Annotated in this window: 11 protein-coding genes; 6 read left to right on the forward strand and 5 right to left on the reverse strand. The window is 69.4% G+C overall.

Translation table 11 applies throughout. From position 1 onward, the window contains the following. The first annotated feature begins 61 nt into the window (after positions 1-61). On the forward strand, positions 62-679 hold the full coding sequence (locus tag BLR91_RS09225) for a vitamin K epoxide reductase family protein (RefSeq protein ID WP_089875552.1): 618 nt from the start codon (positions 62-64) through the stop codon (positions 677-679). A 111-nt stretch (positions 680-790) separates the two neighbouring features. On the opposite strand, the gene ndk is transcribed toward BLR91_RS09225, so the two are convergent. The 5 genes from ndk to BLR91_RS09250 all read right to left on the reverse strand — a co-directional run bounded on the left by ndk (position 791) and on the right by BLR91_RS09250 (position 7,326). Then, positions 791-1,213 (reverse strand): nucleoside-diphosphate kinase, encoded by a 423-nt coding sequence (gene ndk, locus BLR91_RS09230; RefSeq protein WP_018190810.1) that lies wholly within the window; start codon positions 1,211-1,213, stop codon positions 791-793. Then, entirely contained in the window at positions 1,210-1,650 is a 441-nt protein-coding gene (locus BLR91_RS09235) for a DUF4233 domain-containing protein (RefSeq protein ID WP_089881465.1), read from the reverse strand. Before BLR91_RS09235 ends, ndk begins: the two co-directional genes overlap by 4 nt. Next, positions 1,647-3,014 (reverse strand): bifunctional folylpolyglutamate synthase/dihydrofolate synthase, encoded by a 1,368-nt coding sequence (locus tag BLR91_RS09240; protein ID WP_089875551.1) that lies wholly within the window; start codon positions 3,012-3,014, stop codon positions 1,647-1,649. Before BLR91_RS09240 ends, BLR91_RS09235 begins: the two co-directional genes overlap by 4 nt. After that, entirely contained in the window at positions 3,011-6,358 is a 3,348-nt protein-coding gene (gene ileS, locus BLR91_RS09245; protein ID WP_089875550.1) for an isoleucine--tRNA ligase, read from the reverse strand. Before ileS ends, BLR91_RS09240 begins: the two co-directional genes overlap by 4 nt. 350 nt (positions 6,359-6,708) lie before the next feature. After that, positions 6,709-7,326, reverse strand: coding sequence for a TetR/AcrR family transcriptional regulator (locus BLR91_RS09250; protein WP_089875549.1), 618 nt, complete (start codon positions 7,324-7,326; stop codon positions 6,709-6,711). 65 nt (positions 7,327-7,391) lie between these two features. Between BLR91_RS09250 and BLR91_RS09255 the strand changes: the two genes are divergently transcribed. The 5 genes from BLR91_RS09255 (at position 7,392) to BLR91_RS09275 (ending at position 12,739) form a co-directional block, all read left to right on the forward strand. Next, positions 7,392-8,714 (forward strand): MFS transporter, encoded by a 1,323-nt coding sequence (locus BLR91_RS09255; protein ID WP_018190805.1) that lies wholly within the window; start codon positions 7,392-7,394, stop codon positions 8,712-8,714. 153 nt (positions 8,715-8,867) lie between these two features. After that, positions 8,868-11,486, forward strand: coding sequence for a valine--tRNA ligase (gene valS / locus BLR91_RS09260; protein ID WP_089875548.1), 2,619 nt, complete (start codon positions 8,868-8,870; stop codon positions 11,484-11,486). Then, the gene (locus BLR91_RS09265) at positions 11,483-11,929 is read left to right on the forward strand and encodes a GNAT family N-acetyltransferase (RefSeq protein WP_089875547.1); all 447 of its coding nucleotides are present in this window, start codon (positions 11,483-11,485) and stop codon (positions 11,927-11,929) included. The genes valS and BLR91_RS09265 overlap by 4 nt, the downstream gene beginning before the upstream one ends. 13 nt (positions 11,930-11,942) lie before the next feature. Then, positions 11,943-12,473, forward strand: a complete 531-nt coding sequence (locus tag BLR91_RS09270; RefSeq protein WP_018190802.1) for a GNAT family N-acetyltransferase — start codon at positions 11,943-11,945, stop codon at positions 12,471-12,473. Then, positions 12,473-12,739, forward strand: coding sequence for a hypothetical protein (locus tag BLR91_RS09275; protein WP_018190801.1), 267 nt, complete (start codon positions 12,473-12,475; stop codon positions 12,737-12,739). The genes BLR91_RS09270 and BLR91_RS09275 overlap by 1 nt, the downstream gene beginning before the upstream one ends. The last annotated feature ends 14 nt before the right edge of the window (positions 12,740-12,753 follow it).

Consider the following 12,753-nt stretch of genomic DNA (forward strand, 5'->3'; position numbering starts at 1 on the left):
GCGCGGGCCCACCCGAGTCTCCTCCCAGGACGACACGCAGACGTCATGCCATAATCCGAGGGTGCCAGACAGCCCCGCCGAGGTTTCCTACCGCCGCCCGACCGCTCTCGCCGTCTTCCTGATCATCGCCGGACTCATCGGAGTCTGGGCGGCGTTCATGCTCACCGTGGACAAGTTCCACCTCCTGGAAGATCCGAACGCGCAGCTCTCCTGCAACTTCTCCGTTCTCGTCGGGTGCGCCAAGAACCTCAACTCCTGGCAGGGATCGCTGCTCGGCTTCCCGAACCCGATCCTCGGTCTCGGCGGCTGGACGGCCACGATCGCCGTCGGCGCGGGCCTGTTGGCGAATCGTGCGCGCTTCGCCCGCTGGTACTGGATCGCGTTCAACGTGGGCGTGCTGCTCGCGCTGGTGCTCGTGATCTTCCTGATCACCCAGTCCATCACCGTGCTCAACGTGCTGTGCCCGTGGTGCATGGTGACCTGGCTCGTGACCATCCCCACCTTCTGGGCGGTGACCCTCTACAACCTCAAGGAGGGCAACATCCCGGTGCCGGAGCGCGCCCGTCGCGTATTCCGCACCCTGTACGGCTGGGTGCCGCTGATCACCATCGTCTGCTACGCGATCGTCGCGATCCTTGCCCAGATCCAGCTCGACTGGATCCACCGCGCCTTCGTCTGATCGGCGCCTGAAACGGAGGAGCATCCGACCCGACACACCGCTGGATGTGCGAAAGGGAGGCGCCCGGGGCCGTAGCGGCCGGGGGCGCCTCCCTTTCGTGTAGCTGTCGGCTCAGCCGAACCAGAGACCGAGCTCGCGCTGTGCCGACTCGGGCGAGTCGGAGCCGTGCACGAGGTTCTGCTGCACCTTGAGGCCCCAGTCGCGGGCGAGGTCGCCGCGGATGGTGCCCGGGAGCGCGGTCGTCGGGTCGGTGGCGCCGGCGAGGGAGCGGAAGCCCTCGATCACGCGGTTGCCCGCCAGGCGGATGGCCACGATCGGGCCCGACTCCATGAACTCCACCAGCGGCTCGTAGAACGGCTTGCCCTCGTGCTCGGCGTAGTGCTGCGCGAGCAGGTCGCGGTCGGCCTGCAGCATCCGCAGGTCGACGAGCGAGTAGCCCTTCGCCTCGATCCGGCGCAGGATCTCGCCGGTCAGCCCGCGGGCCACTCCATCCGGCTTGATGAGGACGAGGGTCTCTTCGACGGCACTGGTCATGGGTTCTCCGTTCCATTGTCGGCCGCGGCAGCCGCGGCCCGGTTGTTTCGGTCGATGCGTGCGGCGGCGATCATGCAGTACGCCCACATGGCGGTGAAGATCGCGCCGACGATGAAGAAGGCGGGGACGAGGAGGCCGGCCGCCACGATGACGACCTGGACGATCCAGCCGAGGACGACGCCGACGGTGTTCCGCAGCAGCCCGATCGCGACGATCATCAGCACGATGAGCGCCGCTCCCCCGCCCAGTGCGACGCCGGCGGGCAGCGAGCCCAGGCCGAACAGCACGAGCGCGCCGAGGAAGACGACGAGCAGCTCGAAGCCGAGGACGATCGAGCCGAGGAGCTCGCGGAGCGATCGCTGACGGCGCGGGCGGCCGGCGCGCTGGTCCCCCGCAGACTGCTCGGGCGCGTCGCCCGCGGATCCGGCGTCGGTCACGTCGCCGCCTTCTTCCACTCCTGCTCCTCGGCGTACGCCATGGCCTGGCCGACCAGCACGATGCTGCCGGCCACGACGACCGCGCGGCGGCCCTCCTCGCCCGCCCAGTCGCGGGCGGACTCGAGCGCGTCGATGGGGTCCGAGTAGACGATGGTCGCCTCGTCGCCCACCTCCTCGCGCACCAGCTCGCCGAGGTCCTCCGCCTCCCGCGCCCGGTCCGAGTCGGGACGCGTGACGAAGAACTGCGTGGCGACCGGCGCGAGCGCTCGGATGACGCCGCGCGCATCCTTGTCGCCCAGGATTCCGACGACGAAGGTGATCTCGTCGAAGTCGAAGTAGCTGCGAAGCGCCTCGGCCAGCACCGCGGCGCCGGCGGGATTGTGCGCGGCGTCGACGAGGATGCTCGGCTCGATGCCGATCAGCTGCAGGCGGCCGGGCGATGTGGCCGTGGCAAACCCCTCTTCGACGAGGGCGGGATTGAGCGGCTGGGTCCCGCGCCCGAGGAACGTCTCCACCGCTGCAACGGCGACGGCTGCGTTCTGCGCCTGGTGGTCGCCGTACAGCGGGAGGAAGACGTCCTCGTAGGTCGCCGCGCGTCCACGCACCGTCACCAGCTGTCCGCCGACGGCGACGCGGGTCGATGCGACATCGAAGTCGCCCGGCTGCTCGGCGAAGGTCGACTCGGTGAGCAGCGCGGCATCCCGCAGCACCCGGTCGGCCTCGGGAGTCTGCGCCGACGACACGACGTCGGCCGACGGCTTCACGATGCCGGACTTGGTGCGCGCGATCTCCTCGACGGTGTCGCCGAGCGCCTTGGTGTGGTCGAGGGCGATCGGGGTGAATACGGCCACCTGGCCGTCCCCGACGTTGGTGGAGTCCCACTCGCCGCCCATGCCGACCTCGATCACCGCGACATCGACCGGCGCATCCGCGAACGCGGCGAAGGCCAGGGCCGTCAACGCCTCGAAGAACGTGAGCGGTGCCTTGCCCGCCTCCCTCAGCTCCGCATCCACGATCTCCAGGTACGGGCTGATGTCCTCCCAGTTGCGCACGAGCGCCTCGTCCTCGATCGGCTCGCCGTCGATCACGATGCGCTCGTTGAAGCGCACCAGGTGGGGGCTCGTGAGCAGTCCGGTGCGGAGGCCGTAAGCGCGCAGCAGGCTCTCGGCGATGCGGCTGGTGGACGTCTTCCCGTTGGTGCCGGTGACGTGGATGATCGGGTACGCGCGCTGCGGGTCGCCCAGCAGCTCAACCGCACGGCGGGTGGCGTCGAGCCTCCGTTCTGGCGCTCCCTCGCCGACCCGGGCGAGCAGCGCCTGGTAGACGGCCTCTGCGCGGTCGCGGTAGTCGTCCTCGTCGGTCACGACTCCTCCTCGTTCAGCTTGGTGACGCCGACGGTGAACGCCCCGGCGTTGGCGAACTGCCCGGCGCCGAACTGCTGCTCGTACGCGGGCTGCTCCGGTGTCGATGCTCCCGCGGCCGACACCTGCACCGCCAGAGCCAGCGTCTCGGTCGCGATGTCGACGTCTCCCGCGAGGTCGAGCGCGCGCGCGTCGTCCTCGTGCTCGAACGCCAGCGCGAGCCGGATGCGGTCGCTGACGTCGAGTCCGGCCGCCTTGCGGGTGTCCTGCACGGCGCGGATGATGTCGCGCGCGAGTCCCTCCGCCTCGAGCTCCGGGGTGGTCTCGGTGTCGAGCAGGACGAAGCCGCCGCCGGCGAGCAGCGCCAGGGCCGAGGTCCCGTCGCCGTCCGACGCGGTCTCGAGCACCAGGTCGTACTCCCCCTCGACTAGTTCGACCCCGCCGACGGTGACGACACCGTCGGTCTCCGACCAGTCGCCGGCCCGGGCGGCCTGGATGACCTGCTGCACCTGCTTGCCGAGTCGTGGACCTGCCGCGCGGGCGTTCACGGTCAGCTTGCTCGTGATGCCGTAGTGCGCAGCGCTGTCGTCCTGCAGCTCGACCAGCTCGACCGCTTTCACGTTGAGCTCGTCGCGCAGGATGCCCTCGAACCGGGCCAGCGCGGCGGCGTCATGCGCCACGACGGTGAGCGAGGCGAGCGGCAGCCGGACGCGCTTGCCGGCCTGCTTTCGCAGCGACAGCGCGGTGGAGCTGATGGCACGGATGCGGTCCATCGCATCCACCAGGGCGTCGTCCGCCGGGAACTCGGCGGCCTCCGGCCAGTCGGCGAGGTGGACGCTGCGGCCGCCGGTGAGGTCCTTCCAGATGCGCTCGCTGACGAGCGGCAGGAGGGGCGCGGCGACGCGGGTCACGGTCTCGAGCACGGTGTAAAGCGTGTCGAAGGCCTCGGTACCGCTGCCGTCCTCGCTGACGCCCTCCCAGAACCGGTCGCGTGAGCGGCGCACGTACCAGTTGGTGAGCACGTCGGCGAAGTCGCGCAGCTTGGCGGCGGCGAGGGTCGAGTCCAGGGCCTCCAGGTCGGCGGTCACGGCCTCCACCAGGTCGCGCGTCTTGGCGAGCAGGTAGCGGTCGAGCACGTCGGTGGACGCGGTGGAGCGCTTCGCCTCGTATCCGGACGCGTTGGCGTACAGCGAGAAGAAGTACCAGGTGTTCCACAGCGGCAGCAGCACCTGGCGGACGCCCTCGCGGATGCCCTCCTCGGTGACCAGCAGGTTGCCCCCGCGCAGCACGGGGCTCGACATCAGGAACCAGCGCATCGCGTCGGAGCCGTCGCGGTCGAAGACCTCGTTGACGTCCGGATAGTTGCGGAGCGACTTCGACATCTTCTGTCCGTCGCTCCCGAGCACGATGCCGTGGCTGATGACGTTCTTGAAGGCCGGGCGGTCGAACAGGGCCGTCGCGAGCGTGTGCAGCAGGTAGAACCAGCCGCGCGTCTGCCCGATGTACTCGACGATGAAGTCGGCCGGGTTGTGGCTGTCGAACCAGTCGCGGTTCTCGAACGGGTAGTGCACCTGCGCGAACGGCATCGACCCGGAGTCGAACCACACGTCCAGCACGTCCGGGATGCGGCGCATCGTGGATCGGCCGGTCGGGTCGTCCGGGTTCGGGCGCGTGAGCTCGTCGATGAACGGGCGGTGCAGATCCGGCTCGCCCGCAGCATTCAGGGGAAGGCGGCCGAAGTCACGTTCCAGCTCCTCGAGCGACCCGTAGACGTCGACCCGCGGGTAGGCCGGGTCGTCGCTCTTCCAGACCGGGATGGGCGATCCGAAGTAGCGGTTGCGCGACACCGACCAGTCGCGGGCGCCGGCGAGCCACTTGCCGAACTGGCCGTCCTTGACGTTCTCGGGCACCCAGGTGATCTGCTGGTTGAGCTCGCCCATCCGGTCGCGGAAGTCGGTGACGCGGACGAACCAGCTCGACACCGCCTTGTAGATGAGCGGGTTACGGCAGCGCCAGCAGTGCGGGTACGAGTGCTCGTAGCTCGCCTGGCGCAGCAGCCGGCCCCGCTCCTTGAGCAGGCGGGTCAGCGGCTTGTTCGCGTCGAACACCTGCAGACCGACGACGTCGGACACGTCCGGGAGGAAGCGTCCACCGTCGTCCACCGAGATGATGACCGGGATGCCGGCCTTCTCGGTCACACGCTGGTCGTCCTCGCCGTAGGCGGGCGCCTGGTGCACGATGCCGGTGCCGTCCTCGACCGTGACGTAGTCGTCGACGAGGATGCGCCACGCGTTCTGCGTGCCCCACTTCTCGGTGTCGGCGTAGTAGTCCCAGAGCCGGTCGTACTCGACGTCGGCGAGCTCGGAACCGCGCAGCATCCCGGTGATCGCCGCCACCGCGTCGGCAGGCGACTCGTAGCCGAGGTCCTTGGCGTAGTTGCCGACGAGGTCCTTCGCCAGCATGTAACGGCCGCTCAGGACTTCCTGGTCCGGACCGCCATTCGAGTCGGCGGCGCCATGGGGGCCGGACGGCAGCACGGCGTACTCGATGTCGGGGCCGACCGCGAGCGCGAAGTTGGTGGGCAGTGTCCACGGGGTCGTCGTCCACGCGAGAGCGCGCACGCCGGTGAGCCCGAGCACTTCGGCCTTCTCGCCGACCAGCGGGAACGTGACCGTCACGGTCTGGTCCTGACGCATCTTGTAGACGTCGTCGTCCATCCGCAGCTCATGGTTCGACAGCGGGGTCTGGTCGCGCCAGCAGTACGGCAGCACACGGTAGCCCTCGTAGGCGAGGCCCTTCTCGTGGAGCTGCTTGAACGCCCAGATCACCGACTCCATGTACGTGGTGTCGAGTGTCTTGTAGTCGTTGTCGAAGTCGACCCAGCGTGCCTGGCGGGTAACGTACTCGCGCCATTCGCGGGTGTACCGCAGCACCGAGTCCTTCGCCGCCTGGTTGAACGCGGCGAGACCCATCTCCTCGATCTGGCTCTTGTCGGTGATGCCCAGCTGCCGCTCCGCCTCCAGCTCCGCGGGCAGACCGTGGGTGTCCCAGCCGAAGCGGCGCTCCACCTTCTTGCCGCGCATCGTCTGGAAGCGCGGGAAGACGTCCTTCGCGTACCCGGTGAGCAGGTGGCCGTAGTGCGGGAGGCCGTTGGCGAACGGCGGGCCGTCGTAGAAGACCCACTCCTCGGCGTCGGCGCGGTTGTCGATGGAGGCGCGGAAGGTCCCGTCCTTGTCCCAGAACTTCAGGACGTCGGTCTCGATCTCCGGGAAGACGGGACTCGGCGTGACGTCGGGGCGCTGCTCGCCGTCGTGCGGCGAGTCCGGCGCGGACTTGGGGTACGGCATCTCACTCCTGGCAGGTTCTCGTGCTGGACGAGGACGCCGGACGCTCGCACGCCCGTCGCGGTACCACCCCGCTTGCCCCACCCACCGCCGGTGGCGGAAAGGGCCTCTCATTCTTCGGCTGTGACGGGCCGGCCCCGTTCGGTTCTACTGAGCGCCGCTCGCGCGTCCGCCGTTCTTCCGAAGACTCCCCGGCGATACCCGGATCCATGCCTGTGCCCTCCATCTTATCCGCTCCACGCACCTCCGCGTCCGGCTTTCCGTGAAGTGCACCTTGTTGCGGTCGACACGCCGTCCGAGACCGCAACTACGTGCACTTCGCGACGAAGGGCGTCGCGAGGGGCCAAGCAACCTCAGAGGGCGGAGGCGTAGCCGCGGCAGACCGGTGCGACGGCCGTCCGGACGAGCGGGGTGAGGGCGCCGCGGCGGACGCCGGCACGCGCCCACGCGGTTGCCGCCGAGACGGCGGCTCCGACGACCGCGGTGGCGGCGGCACGCGGGAGGAGCGCGTCGGCGCCGAGCGCCGCGCGGGAAGCGATGAACGCCTGGAGGCTGCGGACGAGCGCGAGGAACCGCGGGAGCGCGGAGGCCTGCAGTTCCGCGTCCGTTCCCATCAGCTCCACCTGGGTCACCGCGAGCGGCAGCCGCCCGGGGCCGAAACCGTCGGCGAGGCGCGTGACCGCGTCCAGCACCGCATCCATCGGCGCCAGCTCGGACGAGACGGACGCGAGCGTCGTGTCGAATGCGGCGAGCGCCTCATCCACCTCCAGCCACAGCAGGTCGCTCTTGGAGCCGAAGTAGTTGAAGAAGGTGGCCCGGCTGACGCCCGCGCGTCGCGCGATGTCGTCGACCGTGGTGCCGGTGTACGTCTGCTCGAGGAAGAGCTCGGCGGCCGCCTCGGCCAGCATTTCGCGGGACGAGGAGCGCGGCCGACCGGAGCCGGACGAGCGCGGGGAATGCGGCAGCGCCATCGTGCGTTCCCTCTCGTGCCATTATTGGACCCGGTCCACATATTAATCCGTTCTGAAGGACACCCGTGACAACCACCACCAGCCCCGTCCGCAGCGAGACCGACCGCCCGGGCATCACCCCCGGCACCGCACGCCGCGTCACCATCGCCTCGTTCGTCGGCACGGCGCTCGAGTCGTACGACTTCTACCTCTACGCGTACTTCGCGGCCTTCTTCGTCGGCCCTCTGTTCTTCGCGCCCCTCGGTGCCTTCGGCGGAGCGCTGGCCGGGTTCCTCGCCATCGCCGCCGGCTTCGTCATCCGCCCGATCGGCGCTGTCGTGTTCGGCAACCTGGGCGACCGGATCGGACGCCGCCCGACCCTGCTCATCACCATCCTCATCATGGGATTGAGCACCGGCCTCGTCGGACTGCTCCCGACCTACGCGGCGGCCGGATGGTTCGGAGCGATCGCGATCGTGCTGCTGCGTCTGCTGCAGGGCTTCTCGGTCGGCGGCGAGTGGGGCGGCTCCATCCTGCTGGCCACCGAGTACGCCAACCCGAAGCGGCGCGGCTTCTACGCGGCTCTCCCCCAGCTGGGCTCGCCGGTCGGCTCCATCCTGAGCGCGGTGGTGTTCATCGTCCTCACCCTCACCATGTCAACCGCGGACATCGCGGCCTGGGGATGGCGCATCCCCTTCCTGACGGCGTTCCCGCTGCTGCTCGTCTCGCTCTACCTGCGGTGGTCGATCGACGAGACGCCCGTGTTCCGCAAGCTGCTCGAGACGGGAACGCGCGACCGCTTCCCGGTGATCGACGTGTTCCGCAAGGCGCCTTCGGGCTTCTTCATCGGGATCGGCGCCGCCGTGCTCGGCATCGGCTCCTACTCGCTGATGAACACCTACATGGTCGACTACGGCACGTCGGTGCTGGGCTTCAAGTACCAGGATCTGCTGGTCGCCACGACCATCGGCGGTCTGCTGCAGCTGGTCACCATCCCGCTCTTCGGCCTCTGGGCGACGCGGATCGGTTCGGCGAAGGTCGTCGCCATCGGTGCGGTCGGAACCCTGATCGTCGCCTTCCCGATGTATTTCCTGCTGCAGTCCGCGTCGTTCGCGATCCTCGTGGGCAGCATGATCATCGGCGGCATTCTGCCCACCCTGTCGTGGGCGGGGCTCGGCGGGCTGATGTCGGACCTCTTCCCGAGCGAGGTGCGCTACAGCGGACTCTCGGTCGCCTACAGCCTCGCGGCGCTGCTCACGTCGTTCGTCCCGGCGCTCACCCTGATCTTCGGCAAGGCCACCGGCAACGCCTGGTGGCACCCGGGCATCGTGCTCGCGGTGATGTCGGCGATCACCCTGGTCGCGGCCCTGCTCGCCGCGCGCCGGAAGCCGATCATCGACGAGGTCTGACGCGCGGTCTGACGCGAGGTCTAGCACCCGGCCGGACACCCGGCCGGGTGCCGTGCTGACGCGTTCGTACCCGAGGTTCGGTACTCTGGAGGGGATCCCACACTCAGGCACCCCGTGGACACGGTGCCGCACATATCGACTCGGAGGACCCCTATGAGCGAGAACACGCCCGCCGCTCGCGTACCGGACAAGCCCGCACTGGAGGGTCTCGAGTCGAAGTGGGGTGACCGCTGGCAGCAGGACGGCACCTTCCTGTTCGACCGTGACGCTGCCCTCGCCGCCGGCCGCGACAGCGTGTACTCGATCGACACCCCGCCGCCGACGGCCTCCGGGTCGCTGCACATCGGCCACGTCTTCAGCTACACCCACACCGACGTGATCGCACGCTTCCACCGCATGCGCGGCAAGAAGGTGTTCTACCCGATCGGATGGGACGACAACGGCCTGCCCACCGAGCGCCGCGTGCAGAACTACTACGGCGTGCGCTGCGACCCGTCGCTCCCCTACGAGCCGGACTTCCAGCCGCCGTTCGAGGGCGGCGACAACAAGAGCACGAAGGCCGCCGACCAGAAGCCGATCTCGCGCCGCAACTTCATCGAGCTGTGCGAGCGCCTGACCGAGGAGGACGAGAAGCAGTTCGAGGCGCTCTGGCGCACCCTCGGCCTCTCCGTCGACTGGTCGCAGACCTACCGCACCATCGGGCGCGACTCGATCCGCACCTCCCAGCTGGCCTTCCTCCGCAACATCGCGCGCGGTGAGGCGTACCAGGCGCAGGCGCCGACCCTGTGGGACATCACCTTCCGCACCGCCGTCGCCCAGGCCGAGCTGGAGGACCGCGAGCAGCCGAGCGCCTACCACCGCGTCGCGTTCCACGGTGCCGACGGCCCTGTCCACATCGAGACCACTCGCCCGGAACTCCTGCCCGCCTGTGTGGCGCTGGTGGCGCATCCCGACGACGAGCGATACAAGCCGCTGTTCGGCACGACCGTCCGCACCCCGCTGTTCGACGTCGAGGTGCCGGTCGTCGCCCACCACCTGGCCCAGCCGGACAAGGGATCGGGCATCGCCATGATCTGCACCTTCGGCGATGTCACCGACGTCACCTGGTGGCGCGAGCTTGACCTCCCGAACCGGGCGATCATCGGCTTCGACGGCCGCATCCTCCCCGAGCCGCCCGCGGCGATCACGTCGGAGGCCGGCAAGGAGGCCTACGCCCAGCTGGCCGGCAAGACCGTGTTCTCGGCGAAGCAGGCGGTCGTGGAGCTGCTGCGCGCCTCCGGCGACCTCGAGGGCGAGCCCAAGCCCATCCAGCACCCGGTGAAGTTCTTCGAGAAGGGCGACAAGCCGCTCGAGATCGTCTCCACCCGCCAGTGGTACGTGAAGAACGGCGCCCGCGACGAGGAACTGCGCGCCCGGCTCATCGAGCTGGGTCGCGAGATCGACTGGCACCCCGACTTCATGCGCATCCGCTACGAGAACTGGGTCAACGGCCTCACCGGCGACTGGCTGATCTCGCGCCAGCGCTTCTTCGGCGTGCCGATCCCGGTCTGGTACCCGCTCGACGCGGTCGGCAACCCGCTGTTCGACGAGCCGATCCTCCCGACGGAGGAGATGCTGCCGGTCGACCCGTCGTCCGACACCGCGCCCGGCTTCGACGAGGCGCAGCGCGGCCAGGCCGGCGGCTTCGTCGGCGAGCACGACGTGATGGACACGTGGATGACGTCCTCCCTCACCCCGCAGCTGGCGGGCGGCTGGATGCGCGACCCGGAGCTGTTCGACGCCGTCTTCCCGTATGACCTGCGGCCCCAGGGGCAGGACATCATCCGCACCTGGCTGTTCTCGACCCTGCTGCGGGCGAAGCTGGAGGCGGACGTGGCTCCGTGGCGCAACGCCGCCCTCTCCGGCTTCATCGTCGACCCCGACCGCAAGAAGATGTCGAAATCGAAGGGCAACGTGGTGACGCCCGCCGACATCCTCGAGCGGCACGGCTCCGACGCGGTGCGGTACTGGGCGGCCTCCAGCAAGCTCGGCACCGACGCGGCGTTCGATCCGCAGAACCCGACGCAGATCAAGATCGGCCGTCGCCTGGCGATCAAGCTGCTCAACGCGGCGAAGTTCATCCTCGGCTTCGACGCGCCCGAGTCGCTCGACCTCGACCGGGTGACCAGCCCGCTCGACCGCAGCATGCTGCAGAACCTCGCCGGGGTCGTGGCGGACGCGACGGCCGCGCTCGACAACTACGAGCACTCGCGGGCGCTGGAGATCGTCGAGCCGTTCTTCTGGACATTCTGCGACGACTACCTGGAGCTCGTGAAGGAGCGCGCGTACGGCGAGGCCGGCGCAGAGCAGGCCTCCGCCGTCGTCGCCCTCCGGGTCGCGCTCTCCACGTTCCTCCGGCTGTTCGCCCCCGTGCTGCCGTTCGCGGCCGAGGAGGCATGGAGCTGGTCCGAGGAGGGCTCGGTGCACGTGGCGCCGTGGCCCGAGGCCCGGGAGGTGGCGCTCGACTGGAGCGCGGACCGCGAGGTCCTCGCCATCGTCGGACGCGCCCTGACGGGCATCCGCGGCGCCAAGACGGCCGCCAAGGCGTCTCAGCGCACGCCGGTCGACTCGGCCGTCATCGCCGGCCCGGCCGACGAGATCGCGGCCGTCGAGTCCGCCGCGGGCGACCTCCGCTCTGTGGGCAGAATCGCCGACCTGCGGTTCGCCTCCGCCGACGAGCTGCAGGTGACCGATATCCTGCTCGCCGCAGCCCCGAGCGAGGAGGAACGATGACGGCGACGGTCCGGCGCGTACGAGACAACGAGTTCTTCACCTGGCTCGACCTGTACGCAGGCTACGGCGACTTCTACGAGCGACCGGTCACCGACGAGAAGGCTCTGCTCGTGTGGAGCTGGATCTCGGACCCGGACAACGAGCTGGAGGCGTACTTCGCCGTCGACGAGGAGGACACGCCGATCGGCCTGGCGCACGTGCGCGAGTTCGTCCGCCCCCTCGACGGCAGCAAGGGCCTGTACCTCGACGACCTGTTCGTGAGCCCCGACGCGCGCGGTGCCGGAGCCGGCTCCGCCCTGCTGGAGGCCCTGCGCGAGAGCGCCAAGGAGCGCGGTCTGTCGGTCGTCCGCTGGATCACGGCGAAGGACAACGAGACCGCTCGGCGCCTCTACGACAGGTTCGCTGAGAAGACCAAGTGGGTCACCTACGATCTCGTCCCCTGAACGTGACCGTTATATGGTCGGAGGACGCACCGGTCTCGCGACCGGGCGCGAAACGCGAACGGAGGAATCCATGTCGATCGAGGTTCGACCGGTCAAGGACGGCGATTTCTTCGCCTGGCTCGATGTGTACGCCAAGTACGCCGAGTTCTACGACACCCAGCTGACGGACCAGAAGGCCCTGGTCCTGTGGTCGTGGCTCACCGCCGACGACCACGAGGAGGACGGCTACGTCGCCGTCGACGGCGACCGCATCGTCGGGCTCGCCCACATGCGCGAGTTCGCCCGCCCGCTCGAAGGAGACCGCGGCCTGTTCCTGGACGACCTGTTCGTCGTCGAAGAGGAGCGCGGCAAGGGGGTCGGCGGCGCACTCATCCAGAAGGCCCGTTCCCTCGCCGAGGAGCGCGGGCTCGGTGTCGTGCAGTGGATCACCGCGCAGGACAACTCGACCGCACAGAAGCTCTACGACCAGGTCGCGAGCCGGACGTCCTGGGTGACGTACGAGATCGACCTGGCGTCCGCCCGCGTCGAGGCGGGACGCGCCTGATGCAGCTCGGGACGCGCTGGGCGGTCGGCGAGCAGCCTCCCGCCTCCCTGCCGGAGGTCGTGGCGTACGCCGTGCAGACCGTCGAGGAGGAGCTCGTCGCCACCGATGTGGAGACGACCGGCTGGAGCTGGACGCTCACCTGGCTGGAGGGCAAGCCGGTCGTCACGCTCGACGACGGCACCGAGATCCGTTACAACGCCCAGGAGGACTCGGCCACGATCACGCAGACGATCGAGGCCGACGCGTCCGACTACGACGAGGCCTGACCCGCCGTCAGCAG

Origin of the sequence: Leifsonia sp. 466MF, from assembly GCF_900100265.1 — a bacterium.
Classification (GTDB): domain Bacteria; phylum Actinomycetota; class Actinomycetes; order Actinomycetales; family Microbacteriaceae; genus Leifsonia.